We start from the raw sequence: 21653 nt of genomic DNA, 5'->3' as shown, positions 1-21653 counted from the left end.
GCTGATCTCCTAGTCCGTGTATCTGATGCGTGGATCGAACACGGCGTAGAGCATGTCGACGATGAAATTTGCGCTCACTACCACCACCGCAATCAGCATCACGAGGTTCTGCACGATCGGATAGTCGCGCCAGCGGATCGCCTCGACGAGGAAGCGCGCGACGCCGGGGATGTTGAAGACGGTTTCGGTGACGATCAGGCCGCCGATCAGGAACGCGGCCTCGATGCCGATCACGGTGATGACGGGCAAGATCGCGTTCTTCAGCGCGTGGTGGTAGTTCACCGCCGCATCGGACGCGCCCTTGGCGCGCGCGGTGCGGATGTAGTCCTGCCGCAGCACCTCCAGCATCGAGGACCGCGTGATGCGCATGGTCAGTGCGGCGCTCCGGAAACCGACGGCGGCGGCCGGAACGGCGTAGGTCGTGAACGCCTCGAGCCAGGTCTGCGGGTTGGGATTGAAGATCGGGATCTGGCCGAACATCGCCACCGACGCGGTGAGGATCAGGAGGCCGAGCCAGAAAGAGGGCAGCGACAGTCCGCTGAGGCTCACCACGCGCAGCGCGTAATCGAGCCGCGTGCCCTGCTTCACCGCGCTGATGACCCCCAGGGGAATGCCGATCGAAGCCGAGAACAACAGCGCAAGGCCGGCGAGCCGTGCGGTGATCGGGATCCGCGGCAGGATCTCCTGCAGCGCGGGCTTCTCCGAGACATAGGAGTAGCCGAAATCGCCGCGCAGAAATCCGCTGATCCAGTGCCAATATTGCACGATCAGCGGCTGGTCGATGCCGAGCTCCTTCTCGAGATTGGCCTTGTCGGCGGGATCGACATAGCCGGCCGCGGCAAACAGGATGTCGACGATGTTGCCGGGCACGACGCGCAGCAGGAAGAAGATGACGATCGAGATCCCGAACAGGGTCACGAGCATCAGGAACAGGCGCCGCACCAGATAGGCAAACATGCATCGCCTCCTGTCGAACCCGCCCGCCGCCTGCTACTTGTCCATCCAGACGTCCTCGTAGCGATAGCCATTATACGAGCTGTTCGACATGACCGTCACGCCCTTGACGTAGGGCTGCCAGCAGCTGCCGGTGCGCGCGTGGAAGATGATCGGGCGGGCGACGTCCTCCTGCAACTTCTTGTCGATGTCCCACACCAGCTTCTTGCGTTTGGCGATGTCGGTCTCCTGCGACTGCACGTCGAACAGCTTCTCGATCTCCTTGTTGCAGTAATTGGTGTAGTTGCGCTCGGAACCGCAGGAATAGTTCTCGTAGAACGACTGGTCGGGATCATCGACGGCGTTGCCGGTCAGATTGAGCCCAAGCATGTAGTCCTTGCGCGCGATCTTCGGGAACCAGTTCGCGGTTTCGACCACGTCGAGCTCGCCGTCGATATAGATGCTCTTGAGCTGGTCGATCAGGATCACTGCGGGATCGCGGTAGACCGGGATGTTGCGGGTCGAGACCTTGACGGCGAGATGCTTGTCCGGGCCGTAGCCGGCCTTCTGCATCAGCTTCCTGGCCTCCTCGCGGTTGGCGTTCACGTCAGGGCCATAGCCCGGAATGGTCTCGAGCATCTCCTTCGGCATGCCCCACAGCCCGTTCGGGGGCGGCAGCATGGTGCCGCCGACGTCGCCCTGGCCCTCGAACATGATCGAGATGAACGCCTTGCGGTCGAGCGCCAGCGCCATGGCGCGGCGGATGTCGATATTGTCGAACGGCGCCGACGTCGAGTTGACGATGATGTTGGTCGCGACGTTGTTCGGCTCGACCACGCAGACTGCGTTCGGCGCCTGCGACTTCACATCCTTCAGCAAGGGAATGCTGACCTCGGTCGGGAACGTCATGTCGAACTTTCCGGCGACGAAGGCGAGGATCGCGGTCGAGCGGTTCGGGATGATGGTGAACTCGATGCCGTCGAGATAGGGCCGGCCCTCGCGCCAGTAATCCCTGTTGCGCGTCAGCTTGATCGATTCGTTGGCTTTGAACTCGACGAATTTGAACGGGCCGGTGCCGATCGGGTGCGTGCGCATGTCGCCGGGCGAGACGTGGCAGGGATAGACCGGCGTGTAGCCGGAGGCGAGCAGCGCCAGCAGCGAAGGCTGCGGCCGCTTCAGGTTGAAGGAGACCTCGAGATCGCCATTGGTCGAGATGTCGTTGACCTGCTCGTACCAGGACTTTCGGGGATTCTGCCGGAACTTCTGCTGCGACTTGCCCATCAGCATGTCGAAGGTGCATTTGACGTCCGCCGAGGTGAACGGCTTGCCATCGTGCCACTTCACGCCCTGGCGCAGCTTGAAGGTCAGCGTCTTGTTGTCATTGACCCAGGCCCAGCTCTCGGCGAGCTCCGGGACGATGTTGTCCATCGTGTTCTGGGCCTCGTCCTGCTTGTAGATGACGAGGTTGTTGAAGACGGGCATGAAAGGAACATTGAGCGAGTAGGTCGCACCTTCATGGATCGAGGCGTTGCCGGGGCTGTCGCGGTGATACATCCGCAAAATGCCGCCCTGCTTGGGCTCGCCGGCGAATGTAATGGTCGAAAACGCCAGCAAAGACAGCGCCGCCATCGCGGCGAGCGCCCGCACGCTCCGCATCCTCGTCCTCCCTGGACATTTGTCTTTTGGGCCTTTTGTGGCCTGTTTGTCGGAACGATAGCGATGCCCGCGCAGTGAGGCAACCGGCAAGGCCGGCTGGCCTCTCGACAATTCGGATGACGGAAGGCCGCAGGTGCTGTTCTCTCACAATGTGAGAGTGCGCGTGCGAAGAGATGGTTCCGGTGTGGATGTTGCGAGATGTCGGATCGCCAAGCTCGCTGTCACACGATCCGCGACGTCTTGTTCCCCCAGTACCGATCCCTCAGCAGCCGCTTGTACAGCTTGCCCGTCGGCAGCCGCGGCAGCTCCTTCTCGAAATCGACCGAGCGCGGCACCTTCTGCCGCGACAGCGATGTTCCGCAGAAGGCGATCAGCTCTTCGGCGAGCGCTGGCCCCGGCACCACGCCCGGCATCGGCTGCACCACCGCCTTCACCTCTTCGCCGAGATCGGGATTAGGCACGCCGAACACCGCGGCATCGGCGACCTTCGGATGGGTGATCAGGAGATTCTCGCATTCCTGCGGATAGATGTTCACCCCGCCGGAGATGATCATGAAGGTGGCGCGGTCGGTCAGGTACAGGAAGCGGTCCTCATCGACATAGCCGACGTCGCCGACCGTGCTCATGCTGCCGTCGGCCGAGCGCGCCTCCTTGGTCTTCTCGGGATCGTTGAAATATTCGAACGGCGATCCCGTCTTGAACCAGACCTGACCGGGCGTGCCGGTCGGGCACGGATGCATGTTCTCGTCGAGAATATGGAGGTCGCCGAGCAGCACCTTGCCGACGGTGCCGCGGTGGCTAAGCCATTCCTCGCTGTTGCACGCCGTGAAGCCGAGGCCTTCGGTGGCGCCGTAATATTCGTGGATGATCGGACCCCACCATTTGATGATGTCGTCCTTGACCAGCGCCGGGCAGGGCGCGGCGGCGTGGATCGCGATCTCCAGCGACGAGAGGTCGTAGCGGCCGCGCACCTCCTCGGGCAGCTTCAGCATGCGCGAGAACATCGTCGGCACCAGCTGGGTGTGGGTGATGCCCCATTGCTGGACGAGCTGAAGATAGCGCTCAGGGTCGAAACTCTCCATAATGATCACGGTGCCGCCCATGCGGATCGTGAGGTTCACGGCGGCCTGCGGCGCGGAGTGATAGAGCGGCGCCGGCGACAGATAGACCATGCCCTCGCGGTAGTGCCAAAGCTTGGTCAGGAAATCGAACAGCGGCAAATTGTGTTTCGGCGGCTCCTCGGGCAGCGGGCGCAGAATGCCCTTGGGACGTCCGGTCGTGCCCGACGAATAGAGCATGGCGGTGCCGAGCCATTCATCGGCGATGGGCGACGCCGGCAGACCGGCGGTGACGTCCGCCAGCCCCACGATGCGGTCGCTCTCGCCGGGGCCGTCGGCGACGATACAGAGCTTGACGTCAGGGCAGGCCTGGATCGCCTCGCGCGCGATGTCGAGCTTTGCAACCGATGTGATCAGGATTTTCGACTGGCTGTTGACGAGGAGATAGGCGAGCTCGCCCGGCGTCAGGAAGGAGTTGATGCAGGTGTAGTAGAGGCCGGAGCGCTCGCCGGCGCCGCAGGATTCGAGATAGCGCGAATTGTTCTCCATGAAGATCGAATAGTGGTCGAGCCGCCTCAGGCCGTGCTTGCGGAATAGATGCGCCAGGCGATTGCTGCGTGCGTCGAGTTCGCGATAGGTGACGGCCTCGCCCGTCGCGGCCATGATGAAGGCGGGCTGCAGCGGGCGTAGGCGGGCATGCTGACCTGGGTACATCAGTCCTCCGGCTGTAAAAACTATGCGGCGAGAAGCAGGATTTCGCGCACCTGCGCTGGGCTATCGATCCTGCGCGGATTGCGCGGGATCCAGTTCGTCCGCATCGCCTGCTCGGCGATGGCGTCGAAATGCTCCGGCGAGACGCGCATATCGGCGAGGCTGCGCGGCATGCCGAGCGACCGGATGAAGGCATCGAGTACGTCGGCGGCGTCGTGGCCGGGAAAACCCATGGCTGCCGCGACGATCATCTGCCGTTCGGCATTGGCGCTCGCATTCCAGCGCATCACCGCCGGCAGCATGATGCAGGAGGTGTAGCCGTGCGGCACGTCGAACGCCGCGCCCAGCACGTAGCCGATGCCGTGGCTCGCGCCCATGGGAACCCCGGCCGCGAGCGCGCCCATCGACAGCCAGGTGCCGATCTGCGCATCCATCCTTGCGTCGAGATCGGCAGGGTCGGCCTTCACCCGCGGCAGCGCGTCGGCGAGCATGGCAAGCCCCTTGACCGATTGCGCGTCGGCGTAAGGATGCGTCTCGCGCGAGCAGATCGCCTCGACGCAATGGTCGATGGCGCGGATGCCGGTGGAGAGAAACAGCCATTCCGGCGTGTGCACGGTCATGGCGGGGTCGAGGATGGTCGCGCGCGGCACGGCCAGCGGATGCCGCAGCATCTGCTTCACATGCGTGCTGCGGTCGGTGACGCCGGCGATGGAAGAGAACTCGCCACCGGCGATCGTGGTGGGTACGCTGACCTGACGCACCGTCGGCGGCGTCATCTCGGGCGCGACACCCTTGTGCACGCGGATGCGGTCGATGCCTTCGATGTCGTCGATGCCGTTGGCGAGACAGAGCTGCACCGCCTTGGCGCCGTCGGTGATCGAGCCGCCGCCGACGGTGACGATCAGGTCTGCGCCGGCCTCGCGCGCCGCGTTGGTGGCGGCGATCACCGCCTCGCGCGGCGTGTGCGCCGGCATGGCGTCGAACAGGCCGGCGCAGCGTGCGCCGAGTGCATCTTGGATCTTTTTGATTTCGTCGGTCTGCCGGTTCAGCGTGCCGGAGACCATCAGGAAGGCGCGGCGCGTCCCCAGCCGGTCCATTTGCGCGACGATGGCGCCGGCCGCCGGATGGCCGAACACGACCTCCTCGATCGCGCCGTAAACGACACGTCCCTGGTGCACGCCTGTCCTCCCCGGACAATTCGTCTTGTTTTTGTAATGGAAGTCTAGCCGAGCGGGCGGCATCCGTCATGTGCGAAGGCGCTGGCCACCTTGTCCTGGAGGGGGACGGTCGATCATGCCCTCCACTCATGAGCCCGGCGAATAAGTCCAATCGCGAGCGGCCGGCTAATCACCGCGCGCGGGCCGGGCTACCACGCTGTCAACCCGCCATACGGTCAGGTCGTCGCACCGAGCTCTGCGCGCGCTTTGGTCTTGAAGTGTTCATCAACTCCACCCATCTTGGGACGCCCGCGGGTAAACGCCTACCCTGCTTTTTCCGCGGCTTTTGATGCGAGGACCTGGGATGATCGGACCGGACGGAAGCGAGCGACTTGTCAAGAAGCTTGTCAAAAAGCACGATTTCGTTCGGCCTCGCCATTACGCAATAGCGAGTCTCCTCGCCGCGTCCTTCGCACTCGCCAGTTGCGGGCAGCCCGCTTCGCAAGCATCAGCACCGCCGCCTGCGCCGGTGACCGTGGCCCAGCCGGTCAAGCGCACCGTCACCGATTGGGACGAGTTCACCGGCCGCTTCGAGGCGGTCGAGGAAGTGCAGGTCCGCCCCCGCGTCGGCGGCTTCGTCAACTCGGTCGAATTCCAGGACGGCGCCATCGTGCACCAGGGCGATCTGCTCTACGTGATCGACCCGCGCCCGTTCGAGGCGGTGGCCGAGCAGGCCGATGGCCAGCTCTCCGACGCGCGCGCCAAGGTGGAGCTGGCCAAGCGCGAGCTCGATCGCGGACTGAACCTGGTCCAGACCAGCGCGGTCTCCGAGCAGGTCGTCGACCAGCGCCGCCAGGCCCTGCAGGCCGCGCACGCTGCGGAGACGCAGGCCTCGGGCGCGCTGAAGGCCGCGCGACTCAACATCGAGTTCACCCATGTGACGGCGCCGCTCACCGGCCGTGTCAGCCGCCATCTCGTCAGCCCCGGCAATCTCGTGCAGGGCAGCGATACCGGGACCTCGACGCTGCTCACCTCGATCGTCGCGCTCGACCCGATCTACGTCTATTTCGACATGGATGAGGCGACCTTCATCAAATACAGCAAGCTGTGGTTCGAAGGCCGCCGCCCGAGCTCGCGCGACACCGCGAACCCCGTGCAGGTGACGCTCGCCGGCGAAACCAAGCCGTCGCATGAGGGCACCATCAACTTCCTCGACAACCGCCTCGACGTCTCCACCGGCACGCTGCGCAGCCGCGCGGTGATCAAGAACACCGATCTGTCGATTCTGCCCGGCCAGTTCGGCCGCGTCCGCCTGATCGGCAGCGCGCCCTATGAGGCGCTGCTGATTCCCGACGTCGCGGTCGCAACCGACCAGTCCCGCAAGATCGTGTTCGTGGTGAAGCCCGATGACACCGTCGAGGCGCGGCCCGTGGTGCTCGGTCCCCTCGACGACGGCCTGCGGGTGATCCGCGAGGGCCTGAAGGCCGACGACCGCGTCATCGTCAACGGCATCCAGCGCGCCCGCGTCGGCGCCAAGGTCGCCCCGCAGACCGCTCAAGCGCCGGCTGGTGGCAAGTCATGAATCTCGGCCGTCTCTCCATCAACCAGCCCATCCTCGCGATGGTGCTGTCGATCGTGCTGCTGATCGTCGGCGCGCTCGCTTACACCACGCTGCCGGTGTCCGAATATCCGCAAGTGGTGCCGCCGACCGTCGTCGTCACCACGCAGTATCCCGGCGCCTCCGCGCAGACCGTGTCCGATACCGTAGCAGCTCCCATCGAGCAGCAGATCAACGGCGTCGAGGACATGCTGTATCTCTACAGCCAGGCGACCTCGAACGGCCAGCTCACCATCACCGTCACCTTCAAGCTGGGCACCGATCTCGACAAGGCGCAGGTGCTGGTGCAGAACCGCGTCGCGATCGCGCAGCCGCAGCTGCCGGACGAGGTGCAGCGCAACGGCGTCGTCACCCGCAAGAACTCGCCCGACATCCTGATGGTCGTGTTCATGCTGTCGCCGGACGATACGTTCGACCAGCTCTATATCTCCAACTACGCATTGCTCCAGGTTCGCGACCAGCTGCTGCGCATCGACGGCGTCGGCGACATCCAGATCTTCGGCGCGCGCGACTATTCGATGCGGCTCTGGCTTGATCCTGACCGTATCGCCAATCTCGGCCTGACCTCGACCGAGGTGCTGGCGGCGATCCGGGCGCAAAACGTGCAGATCGCCGGCGGCCAGATCGCGGAGCCGCCGATCGCCGACCGCGCCTTCCAGCCGAACCTGGTTTTCACAGGACGATTGAAGGATCAGAAGCAGTTCGAGGACATCCTGATCAAGGCCGGCTCCGACGGCCGCACCGTGCGCCTGCGCGACGTTGCCCGCATCGAGCTCGGCGCATTGGCCTATTCGACCAACAGCTTCCTGCTGCGCAAATCCGCGGTCGCCATGCTGGTGACCCAGCGCCCGGGATCGAACGCGCTCGCGACGGCTAAGAGCATCACCGACACGATGACGAAGCTCAAGGAGAGCTTCCCGAAGGGCCTCGACTACAATATCGGCTACAACCCGACCGAGTTCATCGCCCAGTCCGTCCACGAGCTGATCAAGACCATCTATGAGGCCATGCTGCTCGTGGTCATCGTGGTGCTGGTGTTCCTGCAAGGCTGGCGTCCCGCGATCATTCCGATCATCGCGATTCCCGTCTCGCTGGTCGGCACGTTTGCGGTGATGGCGGCGCTCGGTTTCTCCATCAACAATCTCACTCTGTTCGGGCTTGTGCTGGCGGTCGGCATCGTCGTCGACGACGCCATCGTGGTGGTTGAGAATGTCGAGCGGCATCTCGAGCATGGCCTCAGCCGGCGCGATGCCGCGCTCAAGACCATGGAGGAGGTCGGCGGCGCGCTGGTCTCGATCGCGCTGGTGCTGTGTGCCGTGTTCGTGCCGACCGCCTTCCTCGGCGGCATTTCCGGGCAGTTCTTCCAGCAATTCGCCGTCACCATTGCGGTGGCGACCGCGATCTCCTGCTTCTGCTCGCTGACGCTGTCGCCGGCGCTGGCCTCGCTGATCCTGACCCCGCACGAGGAGAAGCGACCGCCGGCCGCCTGGAATGTCATCGCGCGGGCGTGGGGTGCCTTCACCGGCGCCTTCAACCGCGTATTCGACCGGCTCTCGCACGGCTATGCCGGCCTCGCCAATTTCGTGATCCGGCACTCCGTGGTGATGCTGCTGATCTATGTCGTGCTGATCGGCAGCGCAGGCTGGCTGATCGGGACGACATCGCAGGGCTTCATCCCCGCGCAGGACCGCGGCTACGTCATCATCTCCGTGCAATTGCCGGGCGCGGCCTCGCTGGCGCGCACCACCGAGGTCGTGCGCGAGATCGAGCGGATCTCGCTGGATACGCCGGGCATCATCCGCGTCGCCGCCTTCGCCGGCTTCTCCGGCGCCACGCGCACGCAGGCGGGCAATTCTGCCGCGCTGTTTCCGGTGTTCGACGAGCCCGAGGCGCGTATCAAGAAAGGGTTGACCGCAAATGCCATCACGGCCGAGCTGCGCAAGCGCCTTTCCGCGATCCAGGGCGCATTCATTATCGTGATTCCGCCGCCGGCGGTGCCCGGCATCGGTACCGGCGGCGGCTTCACCATCCGCATCCAGGATAGGCAGGGCCGCGGGCCTGAGCTGCTCGCCGCGGCCACCGACGAGCTCGTCGCCGCCGCGCGCAAATCGCCCTCGCTGCTCGGCCCCACGGTGTTCTCGCCGTTCTCGGCCAGCACGCCGCAGCTGTTCGTCGACATCGACCGCACCAAGGCCCAGAAGCTCGGCGTACCCATTGCTGGTATCAACGACACGATCCAGACCTATTTCGGATCGACCTATGTCAACGACTTCAACCTGTTCGGCCGCACCTATCACGTCACCGCGCAGGCTGACTTCCCGTTCCGCAAGGAGCCCAGCGACCTCTCACGCCTGCGCACCCGCAACGCCAACGGCGACATGGTGATGCTCGGCAGCGTGGTCGAGTTCAAGGACGTCTCGGGTCCCGACCGCGTCGCGCGCTACAATCTCTATGCAGCCTCCGAGCTGCAGGGCGAGCCGGCGCCGGGCACCAGCTCGACCACCGCGCTCAACACCATCAAGAAGCTGGCCGACGACATCCTGCCGAGCGGCTTCACCTTCGAATGGACCGACCTGTCCTATCAGCAGGTCACCGGCGGCAATGCGGGTCTCTACGTGTTTCCGATCTGCGTGCTGTTCGTCTATCTCGTGCTCGCCGCGCAATATGGCAGCTGGACCTTGCCGTTCGCGGTGATCCTGATCGTGCCGATGTGTCTGCTCGCTGCCACCATCGGCGTGCGCATCATGGGGCAGGACGTCAACATCCTCACCCAGATCGGCTTCGTGGTGCTGGTCGGGCTAGCTGCGAAAAACGCGATCCTGATCGTCGAGTTCGCGCGCGACATCGAGAACGAGGGCAAGCCGCGGCTGGAGGCCGTGATCGACGCCTGCCGCCTGCGCCTGCGGCCGATCCTGATGACGTCCTTCGCCTTCATCCTCGGCGTGCTGCCGCTGGTGATCTCGTCCGGCTCGGGTTCCGAGATGCGTCAGGCCGTCGGCGTCGCCGTGTTCTTCGGCATGATCGGCGTGACGCTGTTTGGGTTGCTGTTCACGCCGATCTTCTACGTGGTGGTGCGGAACCTGGCCGAGGGGCGACGGGACAAGAAGCCGGAGGTGGCGGCTTGACGGTGACCATCGACGCTTCCACACGCTCCGCTGTCGTCCCCGCCTAGTGCGCAATTGCGCACGGGGGGCGGGGACCCATAACCACTGGGAGGAGTGTGGCGCGAAGCTCGTAACCACGAGTCCTCGCAAAGCCTCTCCCTGTGGTTATGGGTCCCGGGCTCGCGCTACGCGCGCCCCGGGTCGACACGGTTGTTTGGCACACAGAATCCCAGACTAACGGCCTACGCCGAAATGGATGGGCAGGGCTGGGGTTCTTCACTACTATCCGCGCGATTTCAAAACAGAAAACTGCTGGGAGCTAACAGATGAAATCAGCACTTTTGGCCGCTGTCGCAACCTCGGCGCTGCTGCTGACGGCGCCGGCCTTCGCGCAAGGCGTCAAGATCGGCATCCTCAACGACCAGTCCGGCGTCTACGCCGATTACGGCGGCAAATGGTCGGTCGAGGCCGCCAGGATGGCGATCGAGGATTTCGGCGGCGAGGTGCTGGGCCAGAAGGTCGAGCTCGTCACTGCCGACCACCAGAACAAGCCCGATCTCGCCACGTCCATTGCGCGGCGCTGGTACGACGTCGAGAACGTCGACATGATCACGGAGCTGACGACCTCCTCGGTCGCGCTCGCGATCCACGAGCTTTCCAAGGAAAAGAAGAAGATCGACATCGTGGTGGGCGCCGCGACGTCGCGCCTCACGGGCGATGCCTGTCAGCCCTATGGCTTCCACTGGGCCTATGACACCCGCGCGCTCGGCGTCGGTACCGGTGGTGCGCTGACCAAGGCCGGCGGCGACACTTGGTACTTCCTCACTGCGGATTACGCCTTCGGCTATGCGCTGGAGAAGGACACCACCGAGATCGTCACCGCCAATGGCGGCAAGGTGGTTGGCTCGGTCCGCGTGCCGCTCAACTCCTCGGACTTCTCCTCCTTCCTGCTGCAGGCGCAGAGCTCGAAGGCGAAGATCGTGGGCCTCGCCAACGCCGGCCTCGACACCACCAACTCGATCAAGCAGGCCTCCGAATTCGGCATCGTCGCCGGCGGCCAGAAGCTCGCGGGCCTCTTGATGACGCTCGCCGAAGTGCATGGTCTCGGCCTGCAGGCGGCGCAGGGCCTGGTGCTGACCGAAGGCTATTACTGGGACGTCAACGACCGCACGCGCCATCTCGGCGAACGCTTCCTCAAGCGCACCGGCCGGATGCCCAACATGATCCAGGCCGGCACCTATTCGGCGACGCTGAGCTATCTCAAGGCGGTCAAGGCCGCCGGCACCAAGGATCCGGATGCGGTCGCCAAGAAGCTGAAGGAGCTGCCCGTCGACGACGACTTCGCGCAAGGCGGCAAGGTGCTCGAGAACGGCCGCATGGTCCACGACATGTATCTGTTCGAGGTCAAGAAGCCGTCGGAGTCGAAGAAGCCCTGGGACTATTACAAGCAGCTCGCCGTGGTCCCCGGCGAAAAGGCTTTCTTCACCGCCAAGGAAAGCGGCTGCCCGCTGACGAAGTGACGCTTGTGTCCCGGACGCGCTGCAACGCGCCAAAAGCGCGGTTACGCGCGTCTTCGCCGCGCTATGGCGTTGCTGCGCAGCGCCGGGACCCATGCTTCTCCGCGTTTCGCTGCCGTCTGGGTCCCGATTCAGCGGTGGAGCGTTACACGCTGCACCGCTGAACCGGGACACGAGCGCGCGTGTTGCCGCGCCTCACTTCACCAGCCGCAGCACCACCGCGCCCAGCGCCCCCACCCACAGCGCAATGGCGGTGAGCGCCTGGATCGCGAACCCCGGGCCGCGCTTCGCCGCCGCCTTCGAATAGCCGATGAAGTAAGTGACGCGGCCGATGATCCAGAGCGCGCCGAGCGCGGCTGCAACGGCATCGCCGATATAGACTGCGAACAGCCAGAGCGACGGCAGGAAGATCGGCATCCATTCCAGCGTGTTCGCCTGGATGCGGAAGGCGCGCTCGAAATCCGGATGGCCCGAGGTCGCCGGCACCTTGATGCCGGTCCTCGACCGCGCCCGCGAGACGTTGATGGTGACGAAGAGATAAAATGCAATCGCCAGCAGCGTGACGAGGGCGGTGAGATGGTACATCGCTGAATCCCCCAAAGCGTTTTCCTGCGAAGTGGTACCGGTTCGCGTGAAGAAAGCGCGTCAAACAAGAATCTGGACCGCGCTTCAATAGCCGGTCAGTTCGAGATAGCCAACGCCGTCATGCGTACCGGCGAAGCTGATCGGCCCCTCCCAATAGGAAAAGCCGGTCCCCATCCACGCCTTCGGATTGAGCGGCTTGCAGGAGATCGCAAACGCGCGCGAGGGGATCGCGATCTGCCATTCCAAAGGCAGCTTGCGTCCCGCGACTTCCGCGGTCGCCTTCGGTGTCATCTGGATCTCGCTGCCCGCAATCATCTGCGTGTCGCCGCTGGCGCTGATCCAGTTGCCGAACGGGTAATCCTTGCCGTCCTTCTGGCGCAGCCGGTACAGCATCAGCTTGTCGCCGGAGGACAGATGCAGCGACAGCCAGTCCCAGCCGGTCTGGTCGGCATCGAGCGGCTGGCTGCTCCATTCGCGGTCCATCCAGGCTTGTCCGGAAACATCGACCGGCTTGTCGTCGATGCTGAGCGTGCCCCGCGCGCGATAGAACGGCTGGCTGTAATAGTAGGAAGCTTGCCCGCGTTCCGACTTGCGGCTGTAGCCGCGGTCGCCTTGCAACACGACGGGGCGATCGGCTTCCAGCGTCAGCGCATGGCTGAAATCGGTGCCGGACGCTTTCAGCGTCAGCGGCGCCAGGCTGCGATCGTCGGTGCGCTCGGCACCCTTCATCTCCCAATCGTCGATCCAGGCCGCAAACGGCTTTGCCGTGACGCCGGCCTGTCCGATCCCGCCGCGTGAAAACACTTCGCTGAAGCGATGCGTGTCGGCGCGCGTCACTGCGGCATGCGCCATCCAGATCTGCTGATTGGCCCAGCCCTCTCCTTGCGGCCCCGGCTGCGCCGCCTGGCGGAACAGCGTCCATTGCAGGCCGCAAGCCGCGCCACTGCTGTCGACGAGGTTTGCCGTCACGTACCACCACTCGATGCGAAACTCCGGATGCGGCCCGTGATCGGCAGGGAAGGTGAATGTTTTGCCCGGTGTGACCTTCGCAAAACCGTCGGCGGCCTCGCCGAGCCCGGCATAGCCTTGCGCACGCGCGCGGCGTGCGAGCGTGAGCGCGGCGATGCCGCCGGCAAAGGCGCGCCGTGAGATTGTCTCAGCGCTCATTGGCAAACACCTTGACGAGGCTTGCCGGCTGCATTCGCGCCAGCCGCACCATCGGCAGCAGTGCGGCCAGCAGCGAGGCGATCAGCGCGACCGCGACCAGCTCGACCAGTTGCAGCGGAAACACGTGGAACGGCAGTCGCCAGCCGAACGCCTTGACGTTGACGATCGCAATCAGGCACCACGCCACCAGCAGACCGAGCGGCACGGCGAGCAGCGAGGTGAACAGCGCGACCGAGAGCGTCTTAGTCAATTCAATGGCGGCAAGGCGCGGTCGCGTGATGCCGATCGCCCACAGCGGCGCGAGCTGCGGCAGGCGTGAATTCGCCAGCGTCAGCAGGCTGGTCAGCAGCGCGATGCCGGCGACGCCGAGCGTGAAGGCATTCAGTGCGGACGTCACCGCAAAGGTGCGATTGAAGATCCTGATCGATTCCGCCTTTACTGTCGCCTGGTCGGCGACGCTGCGATCGTCGAGCGCGAACTGCTTCTGCAAGGCCCCAATCAGGCCGGGGATGTTGTCCTTCGCGACGATGAGGCCGATCCGCGTCTGCGGCGTCTGCGGAAAGTGCCTGATCAGCGCTGCGACGTTGACGGTGAGCTGCCCCTTGGGGTTGCCGTAATCGGCATAGATGCCGACGATGTCGAGCTCCCATGCGCCGCCCGGTGTCGGCACCTCGATCACATCGCCGACGCGCACGTTCAGCCGCCGGCTCAATTGTTCGCTGATGAAGGCGGCATTGCCCGGCACGAGCTGGGTCCAGCCGCGCGGCGCGGTCTCCAGCAGCGGCCAGCGCTCGCGATAGAGCGCGTGATCGGGCAGACCGAGCAACTCGACCGGCTGGCCCTGAACCTGTGTCTCCGCGCGCCCGCCCGACAGGATCGCCTCCACATCGCTGCGTTCCTTCAGCCAGTTCCGGATCGCAACACCTTGCGCATTGTCGGAGGCGCTGATGTAGACATCGGCCGCGAGCCGTCCGTTGAGCCAGCCGACAAAAGTACGGCTGAACGTTTCCACCATGGTGGAAACCCCGACATTGACGGCAAGCGCAAGCAGCAGCGCCATCAATGCCAGCGACAATCCGGAGAGCTGTTGCCGGCTGTCGGCCCAGAACCACAGCGACAACGGTCCTTTCGCCCAGCGCTGGCCGATGAGCAGCATGATTTCGAGGAAGGCCGGCAGGATCAGCGCCGCCCCAAACATCAGCGCCGCCAGCACGCCGAAGCCCGCGATCAGCGATTGTCCGTAGTGAAGCAATAGCAGCGCGACTACGAACACGGCGCAGGCCGCACAGCTCTGCAAGACCAGCCAGCGACGCTGCCGCTGCTGCCAGGCGCGCGGCTGTGCGGTCGCCAGCACCGGCATTCTGATCGCCTTGATCAGGCTGGTTGCGGCCGCCACCAGCGCGCCGGCAACGCTGATGCCGATGCCCGCGAGCCACCATTCCGGCCACAGGCTGAGTTGCCCCGGGATCTGCGCGCCGTAGAGCCCGCGCAGCGATGCCGCGACATCGGGCAGTAGCGCGGCTGCGATGAAATAGCCGCAGACGAGCCCGATCAGGCCCGCGACCAGAGCCAGCGCCACCAGCTCGATCACCAGCACCGTATTGACCAGCCGCGCCGAGGCGCCACACGCCCGCAATGTGCGCAGCATCGGCAGCCGCTGCTCGAACGCAAGACCGACGGCCGAATTGACGATGAAGAGGCCGACGAAGAACGACAGCAGTCCGAAGGCGGTGAGGTTGAGATGGAAACTGTCGGTGAGACGTTCCAGCTCCGTCTCCGCATTCGGTTCGACGCGTTGCAGTTGGTCGCCGACGATGCTCGCGAGTGGCGCCGGCGTGCCCCTCGGTTTGCCGATCAGCAGCCGCGACACCTGGTCGGGCTTGTTCAGCAGCCGCTGCGCCACGCCGATATCGACGACGAGCACGTCGGGCACGAGCTGCGGCAGCACGCGCAGCGGCGGCAGCTTTGCGCCGCTGCTGATCGGCGGCGCTGTGCCTTCCTGCTCCTGCAGATCGCTCAGTGTTTCCTTCGCCACCAGCGTCTGGCCGGGCGGTGCAACGAAACTGCCCAGATCCGCAGCGCCAAGGCGCGGCGCGTTGCCGACATCGACCGGCAGGGTGATCGGCTCGATGCCGAGCAGCCGCACCGAGCGTCCGCCCACCTGGACGCGTCCCTCCAGCATCGGCGACACCGGCCAGCCGGCACGCCTCAGCTTGACGAACAGGTTCTGCGAAAAGGTCGCCGCATTCGGCGCCACCAGCGTCGCGGTGCGGGTGCCGCCGAACGTCGCCGCGGCGCGGTCATAGGCGCTGCGGGCCTGCTGGTTGATCGCCTGCACGCCGCTCCACAATGCGGTCGCCGCGATCAGCCCGATCAGGAGCGTTGCGAACTGCATCCTGTGCCGCCGCCAGTGGCTCAGGAGCACGGCGAGGACCCAGAGCGAGCGTCTCATGCGATCCGTCCCGCATGCAGGGTGAGATGACGGTCGAGCGTGCCGGCCAGATGCAGGCTGTGCGTCACCATCAGGAAGCCGCAGCCGGTGCGCGCGACGAGGTCACGCGCCAGCGCCAGCACGTCCTCGGCGGTAACCTCGTCGAGATTGCCGGTCGGCTCGTCCGCGAGCAGCAGTGACGGCTTTGTCGCGAGCGCCCGGCCGATCGCGACGCGCTGCTGCTGGCCGCCTGATAATTGCTCTGGATAACGTTTGAGCAGGCCGCCGAGCCCGAGCCGCTCGATCAGCTCTTTCGACCAGGCAGGATCGTGCCGGCCGGCGATCCTCGCCTGGAACGCCAGATTGTCCGCGACCGACAGGCTCGGGATCAGGTTGAACTGCTGGAAAACCAGGCCGATCCGGTCGCGCCGGAGTTCAGCGCGCCCTGCGTCCGAGAGCTTGGTGACCTCGGTCTCCTCCAGCCGGATCGAGCCGCTATCGGCGGCGTCCAACCCCGCGATCAGGTGCAGCAGCGTGCTCTTGCCGCTGCCGGATTCGCCCGTGAGCGCGACGCGTTCACCGGCCCTGAGGTCGAGGTCGACGCCGCGCAGCACATGGACCGGCTCGCCGCCCGAGGAGAATGTCTTGGAGAGGTTTTTGATGCTCAGCACGATCAATGGCGCCGGACGGAATTAACGGAAATGCTGCGTAGCACACTTGCCGTGGAAATGCCGGGGTTGCGTTGGCCCCGAAGCCGTTGTTAGCTTCCAAGACGGCCAAATCAAAAAAGTGCCGAAACAAAGACATACGGGGAGAATAATGAGCGCTCAGGGAACGCCCAATGCGGCGGGGAAGACGACCGAAACGCCGAAGGGCGCCTGGACCGTTACATTTCTCCTGTTTCTTTTCATGGTGGTGAACTTCGCGGACAAGATCGTCGTCGGTCTCGCCGGCGTGCCGATCATGACCGACATGAAGCTCAGCGCCGAGCAATTCGGCCTGCTCGGATCCTCGTTCTTCTTCCTGTTCTCGATCTCGGCCATCGTGGTCGGCTTCATCGTCAACAAGGTGCCGACGCGCTGGGTGCTGCTGACGCTGGCGGTGATCTGGGCGCTGGCGCAGTTTCCGATGGTCGGGACGGTCTCCTTCACCACGCTCTTGATCTGCCGCATCGTGCTCGGCGCGGGCGAAGGCCCGGCCTTCTCGGTCGCCGCGCATGCGATCTACAAATGGTTTCCCGACGAGAAGCGCACGCTGCCGACCGCGATCCTGTCGCAGGGCTCGGCCTTCGGCGTCATCCTGGCGGTGCCGGCGCTCAACTGGGTCATCGTCAATCACTCCTGGCACTATGCCTTCGGCGCGCTCGGTGTCGTCGGCCTGATCTGGGTCTGCGCCTGGCTCGCGCTCGGCAAGGAAGGCCCGCTCGAGGACACCCAGACCCTCGCTGCAACGGAGCCGAAGATTCCCTACATCCAGCTGCTGTCCTCGCGCACCTTCGTCGGCTGCGTGGTTGCGACCTTCGGCGCCTATTGGGCGCTGTCGCTCGGCCTCACCTGGTTCACGCCCTTCATCGTCAAGGGCCTCGGCTTCTCGCAGAGTGATGCCGGCTTCATCTCGATCCTGCCCTGGGTGTTCGGCGCCACGACCGTCATCCTGACGGGCTGGATCTCGCAGGTGATGATGGCGCGCGGCTACACCACGCGCATCTCGCGCGGCGTGCTCGGCTCGGTGCCGCTGATCATCGGCGGCCTGATCCTGGCGATGATGCCGCACGTCCAGGGCGCGGGTCTTCAGATCGCGGCGCTCGTGGTCGGCTCGGGCCTCTGCGGCGCCATTTATGTCGTCTGTCCGCCCATGCTCGGCGAGTTCACCCCGGCCTCGCAGCGCGGTGCGGTCATCGCGATCTACGGCGCGCTCTACACGCTCTCCGGCATCATCGCGCCGAACGTGATGGGCGCCGTGATCCAGCGCGCCGGCAGCATGCTCGACGGCTACATGACCGGCTTCACCATCAACGCGGTGGTGATGGCCGCCTCCGGCGTCATCGGCCTGCTGCTGCTGTGGCCGAACACGGAAAAGGCCAGGCTGACGCGTGGTGCCGCCGCGCAGCCCGCGCCGCTGAAGGGCGCGGTGTCGCCGACGTAAGGGTGGCGGCACTCCCAGCTCCAACCACAATTGTCGTCCCGGGGCGCGCGCAGCGCGAGCCCGGGACCCCTGCGCGAGCGCTTGCGCTCGTCGCGATAACCACAGGCAGTGGTTTGGCGAAGACTCGGAGTTGCCGGTTTAGCTCCACAACCACTCCCTGTGGTTATGGGTCCCCGCCTCCGCGGGGACGACACTGAGGATGAGGCGCGGCCTTCGCGCCTCCATGCACCAACCGCCTAATTCACCCCCTGCGCACCCCGGATCAGCTTCCCCGGCCGGCGCCCCGTGGCCTCACCCTGCCGCCGCGTCACCACGCCCGACACGATCGTGGCGTCATAGCCATCGACATCCTGCAACAGCCGCCGCCCGCCCACGGGCAGATCGTAATGCACCTTCGGCGAATGCAGATGCAGCCGGTCATAGTCGATCACGTTGACGTCGGCCTTGTAGCCGGGCGCGATCAGCCCGCGATCGGTGAGGCCGACCGAGAGCGCGGTCTTGCGCGACTGGGCGGCGACCACGAACGGGATCGTCAGCTTCTCGCCGCGGGTGCGGTCGCGCGTCCAGTGTGTCAGCAGGTAGGTCGGGAAGCTGGCATCGCAGATGATGCCGCAATGCGCGCCGCCGTCGGACAGGCCCGGCACCGATTGCGGATCGATCAGCATCTCGCGCGTCGCATCGAGATTGCCGTCGGCATAGTTGAGGAACGGTACGTAGAGCATGCCGCGGCCCTCGTCCGACAGCATCGCCTCGTAAGCCAGCTCCTCCGGCTGGCGGCCCTGCTTGCGCGCCTGCGGGCCCAGCGCGTTCTCCGGCGGCTGCTCGTAATCGGGGGGATCGCCGAGCAGAAACATCTTGTCGTAGTTGGGACGGAAGAACAGCGGATCGTCGGTCGATGTCGCCGTCTCGCTCAGGATCGCCTCGCGCACCTCGCTCTGGTGCAGCCGCGCCAGCCGCGCCTTCAGCGGCAGATGCGCGATCGCCTTGTAGCTCGGATGGGTCTGGAACGGGTTGCGCGACAGCTCGAGGCCGAGCAGCAGGCCGACCGGCCGCGCCGCGATCTGCGCGGTGATGGAGAGGCCGCGTTTCGCCGCCGCATTGATCTCGTCCAGCGTCTGCCGCCAGCGGTTCGGCGCCTTGTCGTTCTGCGTGATCGAGAACGAGATCGGGCACCTTGTGTGATCAGCCACCCGCAGCATCATCGGCAGGTCTTCGTGGATGGTGGAGAGATCCAGCACGAATTGCAGCACGCTGCGGCCCTCGCGATGCATCGCGCCGGCGATCGCGGTGAGCTCGTCCTCGCCGGCCTTCAAGGTCGGCGTGAAATCGCCGGTCGAGGTGCGGTGGTTGAGCGTGCGCGAGGTCGAGAAGCCGAGCGCGCCGGCGCGCACCGCTTCACCCGCAAGCTTCGCCATCGCCGCATTGTCCTCCGCGGTCGAGGGATCGCGGCGGGCGCCGCGCTCGCCCATGACATAGACGCGCAGCGCGGCATGCGGCAGCTGCGCGCCGACATCAATGTCGAAATCGCGCTTGCTCAGCCAGTCCATGTAGTCCGGAAAGCTCTCCCATGCCCAGGGAATGCCGGCGCTCAGCACCGGTTCGGGAATGTCCTCGACGCCTTCCATGAGCTGGATCAGGCGGGTGTGATCGGCCGGCTTGCACGGCGCAAAGCCGACGCCGCAATTGCCCATGATCGCGGTGGTGACGCCGTTCTGCGAGGACGGCGTGATGTCCTGGCTCCAGGTCACCTGGCCGTCGTAATGGGTGTGAACGTCGACGAAGCCCGGCGTCACCAACTTGCCGCGCGCGTCGATCTCTTCCTGTCCCTTCGCGGAGATCTTCCCGACCTCGCTGATCCTGCCGCCGGTGATGGCGACGTCGGCCTCGAACAGCTCGCCGCCGCTTCCATCCGCGACGGTGCCGCCGCGGATCACGAGATCAGGGGTGCTCATGGTGTTTCTTCCCGATTGTTGTTTTGCTTGGGCGCATTTTCGGGCGCGCCAGCGCAGTGTCAACCGCGGGGAAGTGCGCTCAGGGTTGCGTGGCAGCCTTGGCTTGCGGCTTCCGCTCGGTGAACGGCGACAGCACCACGGTGGCCAGCATGAAGATCACGGACGCGCCGAACACCCAGTGCGGCGCGCCCTGGTCCATGATCCAGCCGAACAGCAGCGGTGAGACGATGCCGCCGAGATTGAAGCCGGTGGAGACGATGCCGAAGGCGCGGCCCGCGGCGCCGGCAGGCGCGGCGTTGCGCACCAGCATGTCCCGCGACGGCGCGATCACGCCGGAGAGGAAGCCCGCGGTCGCCATCGCGGCGGTGAGCGCCCAGCCCGGCAGCGTGACGAGCGCGATCAGCAGCACGATGGCCGCGTTCACGGCAAAGCAGGCCGCGGCGACCTGGCCATGGCGCGCGGTATGGTCGGCGAGGAAGCCGCCCGCAAGCACGCCCGCGGCGCTGCTGCCGAGGAACGCCGTCAGCATGACGTTGGCCGAGGAATAGGACGCGCCATAGCCGCTCATCAGTGCGACCACGCCGAAATTGTTGATGCCCGCGACCGACAGGCTGAGCAGCATGAACAGCGCGGTCAGCATCATCAGCGCCGGCGTGATCACTGCCTGCTTCGGCGCGTTCTCCGCGCCGGGCCTTTTCTTGTGCGCGCCGGCATCGGGAATGTTCATGACGATCAGCAGCAACGCCACCAGCACGGCGATAGCTCCTGACGCGATCAACGCGCCGGTGCCGCCGGACATCGCGACCAGTGCCGCGACGATCGCCGGTGCCACCGCGCCGCCGAGAAAGCCCGCGAAGGTGTGAACCGAGAACGCGCGGCCCATCCGCGCCTCGTCCATGTGCTCGGCGAGGATGGCGTAGTCGGCGGGGTGATAGACGCTGTTGGCGAGCCCGAGCAGCACGGCGCAGGCGATCAGCGAGGCGTAGCTGAGGTGCAGGCCGAGCAGGATCAGCGCGCAGCCGCCGAGCGTGAGCCCGGCCAGCAGGATTCTTCGCGCGCCAAAATGGTCGACGAGATAGCCGGTCGGCGCCTGCGTCAGCCCCGACACCACCGCGAACACGGTGAGGGAGAAGCCGAGCTCGATATAGCCGACGCCGAGCCTGTCCTTCAGGAACGGGAACAGCATCGGCAGGACCAGCAGATGGAAATGGCTGACCCAATGCGCGATCGAGATCCCGGTCAGCGTGCGCAGTGCGCTGTCCGCCTTGCCTTGTTGCGGTGCGGCGAGAACGTCGACCATTGCAGTACCGTTTCACTCCCGGAAGAGGCGCAAATTATCGGGGAGAGCGGTTATTTGTCCATGAACGCAGGCGCATGGCAGGTAGCGCAGGTGGGGGCGTTATCCGTCGTCCCTGCGTTCGCAGGGGATGACAGCGGTGTTTCGGGCTTCTGACCCCTCACAACGGCTCGTCATCGTCGCCATTGCGATCCCGCTTCGGCGTTGCGATGTCGCCGTCCTCATAATCGTCGTCGAGATCACGCGGAGGCGCGGGCTTTTTCGCCTTGTCGTCAGCCGTCTTCGTTTTGGGTGGTTTGCTTAGCTTCGCGGTCTTGGCCAT

At 65.4% G+C, this 21653-nt stretch carries 15 protein-coding genes; 4 read left to right on the top strand and 11 right to left on the bottom strand.

Features of this window, described 5'->3' with window-relative positions:
• Positions 1-9: 9 nt before the first annotated feature.
• From VGR99_RS26005 to VGR99_RS25990, 4 genes are all read right to left on the bottom strand, one after another.
• Positions 10-957 carry an ABC transporter permease gene (locus VGR99_RS26005; protein ID WP_326902510.1) on the bottom strand — a complete coding sequence of 316 codons (948 nt, stop codon included), beginning with the start codon at positions 955-957 and terminating at the stop codon, positions 10-12.
• A gap of 33 nt (positions 958-990) precedes the next feature.
• Complete coding sequence (locus tag VGR99_RS26000) at positions 991-2589, bottom strand: ABC transporter substrate-binding protein (protein WP_326902508.1); 1599 nt, start codon at positions 2587-2589, stop codon at positions 991-993.
• Between the two features lie 221 nt (positions 2590-2810).
• Positions 2811-4361 (bottom strand): AMP-binding protein, encoded by a 1551-nt coding sequence (locus tag VGR99_RS25995; protein WP_326902506.1) that lies wholly within the window; start codon positions 4359-4361, stop codon positions 2811-2813.
• A gap of 20 nt (positions 4362-4381) precedes the next feature.
• On the bottom strand, positions 4382-5536 hold the full coding sequence (locus tag VGR99_RS25990; RefSeq protein ID WP_326902504.1) for an iron-containing alcohol dehydrogenase: 1155 nt from the start codon (positions 5534-5536) through the stop codon (positions 4382-4384).
• 343 nt (positions 5537-5879) lie between these two features.
• Here VGR99_RS25990 and VGR99_RS25985 point away from each other — a divergent pair, with 343 nt between their 5' ends.
• The 3 genes from VGR99_RS25985 (at position 5880) to VGR99_RS25975 (ending at position 11757) form a co-directional block, all read left to right on the top strand.
• On the top strand, positions 5880-7097 hold the full coding sequence (locus tag VGR99_RS25985; protein ID WP_326902502.1) for an efflux RND transporter periplasmic adaptor subunit: 1218 nt from the start codon (positions 5880-5882) through the stop codon (positions 7095-7097).
• Positions 7094-10258: a multidrug efflux RND transporter permease subunit gene (locus tag VGR99_RS25980; RefSeq protein WP_326902500.1), complete on the top strand. Its 3165-nt coding sequence runs from the start codon at positions 7094-7096 to the stop codon at positions 10256-10258. Before VGR99_RS25985 ends, VGR99_RS25980 begins: the two co-directional genes overlap by 4 nt.
• A 305-nt stretch (positions 10259-10563) precedes the next feature.
• Complete coding sequence (locus VGR99_RS25975; protein ID WP_326902499.1) at positions 10564-11757, top strand: ABC transporter substrate-binding protein; 1194 nt, start codon at positions 10564-10566, stop codon at positions 11755-11757.
• Between the two features lie 192 nt (positions 11758-11949).
• Here the strand turns inward: VGR99_RS25975 and VGR99_RS25970 are convergent, their stop codons facing one another.
• The 4 genes from VGR99_RS25970 to VGR99_RS25955 form a co-directional block, all read right to left on the bottom strand.
• Positions 11950-12339 (bottom strand): MAPEG family protein, encoded by a 390-nt coding sequence (locus VGR99_RS25970; protein WP_326902497.1) that lies wholly within the window; start codon positions 12337-12339, stop codon positions 11950-11952.
• A gap of 84 nt (positions 12340-12423) precedes the next feature.
• Complete coding sequence (locus VGR99_RS25965; RefSeq protein ID WP_326902496.1) at positions 12424-13506, bottom strand: lipocalin-like domain-containing protein; 1083 nt, start codon at positions 13504-13506, stop codon at positions 12424-12426.
• Complete coding sequence (locus VGR99_RS25960) at positions 13496-15958, bottom strand: FtsX-like permease family protein (protein ID WP_326902495.1); 2463 nt, start codon at positions 15956-15958, stop codon at positions 13496-13498. Before VGR99_RS25960 ends, VGR99_RS25965 begins: the two co-directional genes overlap by 11 nt.
• Positions 15955-16608 carry an ABC transporter ATP-binding protein gene (locus tag VGR99_RS25955; protein ID WP_326902493.1) on the bottom strand — a complete coding sequence of 218 codons (654 nt, stop codon included), beginning with the start codon at positions 16606-16608 and terminating at the stop codon, positions 15955-15957. Before VGR99_RS25955 ends, VGR99_RS25960 begins: the two co-directional genes overlap by 4 nt.
• A gap of 148 nt (positions 16609-16756) precedes the next feature.
• On the opposite strand from VGR99_RS25955, the gene VGR99_RS25950 reads away from it, so the two are divergent.
• Entirely contained in the window at positions 16757-18082 is a 1326-nt protein-coding gene (locus VGR99_RS25950) for an MFS transporter (protein WP_326902491.1), read from the top strand.
• A 236-nt stretch (positions 18083-18318) separates the two neighbouring features.
• Here the strand turns inward: VGR99_RS25950 and VGR99_RS25945 are convergent, their stop codons facing one another.
• The 3 genes from VGR99_RS25945 to VGR99_RS25935 all read right to left on the bottom strand — a co-directional run bounded on the left by VGR99_RS25945 (position 18319) and on the right by VGR99_RS25935 (position 21653).
• Positions 18319-20034, bottom strand: coding sequence for an N-acyl-D-amino-acid deacylase family protein (locus VGR99_RS25945; RefSeq protein WP_326902490.1), 1716 nt, complete (start codon positions 20032-20034; stop codon positions 18319-18321).
• Between the two features lie 79 nt (positions 20035-20113).
• The gene (locus VGR99_RS25940; protein ID WP_326902488.1) at positions 20114-21334 is read right to left on the bottom strand and encodes an MFS transporter; all 1221 of its coding nucleotides are present in this window, start codon (positions 21332-21334) and stop codon (positions 20114-20116) included.
• 157 nt (positions 21335-21491) lie between these two features.
• A complete protein-coding gene (locus VGR99_RS25935; protein WP_326902485.1) occupies positions 21492-21653 on the bottom strand; it encodes a hypothetical protein in 162 nt (53 codons plus the stop codon).

This window comes from Bradyrhizobium sp. (assembly GCF_035935975.1).
Lineage (GTDB): Bacteria > Pseudomonadota > Alphaproteobacteria > Rhizobiales > Xanthobacteraceae > Bradyrhizobium.
The sequence above is the reverse complement of the archived record's forward strand: the minus strand, read 5'-3'. Positions and strand labels throughout refer to the sequence as shown.

Excerpts from the sequence above, each read along its gene's own strand:
- VGR99_RS25940 (WP_326902488.1), bottom strand. The coding sequence starts at position 21,334 with ATGGTCGACGTTCTCGCCGCACCGCAACAAGGCAAGGCGGACAGCGCA.
- VGR99_RS25965 (WP_326902496.1), bottom strand. The coding sequence starts at position 13,506 with ATGAGCGCTGAGACAATCTCACGGCGCGCCTTTGCCGGCGGCATCGCC.
- VGR99_RS25980 (WP_326902500.1), top strand. The coding sequence starts at position 7,094 with ATGAATCTCGGCCGTCTCTCCATCAACCAGCCCATCCTCGCGATGGTG.
- VGR99_RS25945 (WP_326902490.1), bottom strand. The coding sequence starts at position 20,034 with ATGAGCACCCCTGATCTCGTGATCCGCGGCGGCACCGTCGCGGATGGA.
- VGR99_RS26000 (WP_326902508.1), bottom strand. The coding sequence starts at position 2,589 with ATGCGGAGCGTGCGGGCGCTCGCCGCGATGGCGGCGCTGTCTTTGCTG.
- VGR99_RS25950 (WP_326902491.1), top strand. The coding sequence starts at position 16,757 with ATGAGCGCTCAGGGAACGCCCAATGCGGCGGGGAAGACGACCGAAACG.
- VGR99_RS25970 (WP_326902497.1), bottom strand. The coding sequence starts at position 12,339 with ATGTACCATCTCACCGCCCTCGTCACGCTGCTGGCGATTGCATTTTAT.
- VGR99_RS25995 (WP_326902506.1), bottom strand. The coding sequence starts at position 4,361 with ATGTACCCAGGTCAGCATGCCCGCCTACGCCCGCTGCAGCCCGCCTTC.
- VGR99_RS25960 (WP_326902495.1), bottom strand. The coding sequence starts at position 15,958 with ATGAGACGCTCGCTCTGGGTCCTCGCCGTGCTCCTGAGCCACTGGCGG.
- VGR99_RS25985 (WP_326902502.1), top strand. The coding sequence starts at position 5,880 with ATGATCGGACCGGACGGAAGCGAGCGACTTGTCAAGAAGCTTGTCAAA.
- VGR99_RS25935 (WP_326902485.1), bottom strand. The coding sequence starts at position 21,653 with ATGGCCAAGACCGCGAAGCTAAGCAAACCACCCAAAACGAAGACGGCT.
- VGR99_RS25975 (WP_326902499.1), top strand. The coding sequence starts at position 10,564 with ATGAAATCAGCACTTTTGGCCGCTGTCGCAACCTCGGCGCTGCTGCTG.
- VGR99_RS26005 (WP_326902510.1), bottom strand. The coding sequence starts at position 957 with ATGTTTGCCTATCTGGTGCGGCGCCTGTTCCTGATGCTCGTGACCCTG.